General features: G+C 47.5%; 1 protein-coding gene. It reads right to left on the bottom strand.

From position 1 onward, the window contains the following. Positions 1-238 (bottom strand): hypothetical protein (locus AAEY93_RS21095; protein WP_351079705.1); only part of this gene is annotated, 238 nt, incomplete at both ends.

The raw sequence follows: 238 nt of genomic DNA, 5'->3' as shown, positions 1-238 counted from the left end.
GCGTTTACCCATGCTTGTACGTCATCAGCACCTACCTGCTCAAATAGACGAACCAGTAACTCTAAATTCAGTACTTCATGACGCATGTGAAACTGTAAGTGCGCAATGATAGTGTCCAGTGGACGCGCGGTTTCCTGATAAGCGTTATGAATGACGTCACCGTCTTTATAGGTTTGTCTGCGCCCACCGATACTACTGCTGACATATAAAGGGGACACCAGCTCGATGCTGGCATAAC

Origin of the sequence: Shewanella sp. CAL98-MNA-CIBAN-0140 (assembly GCF_040309905.1) — a bacterium.
GTDB lineage: Bacteria > Pseudomonadota > Gammaproteobacteria > Enterobacterales > Shewanellaceae > Shewanella > Shewanella psychromarinicola.
Note: the sequence above shows the minus strand (reverse complement) of the source record. Positions and strands in the feature narration are given on the sequence as shown.